1 pseudogene is annotated in these 240 nt (G+C 56.7%); it reads right to left on the reverse strand.

The annotated features are described in order from the left end of the window. Positions 1-240: pseudogene (locus tag ACTHSQ_RS11425) on the reverse strand (DNA polymerase III subunit beta); the annotation flags it as partial.

Raw genomic sequence — 240 nt, forward strand, 5'->3', positions numbered from 1 at the left:
GTTGTTGAGCAACTCGACGCTGATGGGTTCGGACGGGTTGTTCAGCAGTTTGAAGAGTTCCAAAACGGTTTTGCGCGGCAGGATGACTTCAGTTTTGGGCAGTTCGGCTTCGATTTGGCTGGCGGCGTAGGCAAGGCGGTGGCCGTCGGTGGCGACGAGGCGCAGTTGGTTGCCTTCAACCTGCATCAGCAAGCCGTTGAGGTAGTAGCGGATGTCTTGCACTGCCATGCTGTATTGGAC

The organism is Neisseria sp. P0009.S008 (assembly GCF_051958615.1).
Taxonomy (GTDB): domain Bacteria; phylum Pseudomonadota; class Gammaproteobacteria; order Burkholderiales; family Neisseriaceae; genus Neisseria; species Neisseria subflava.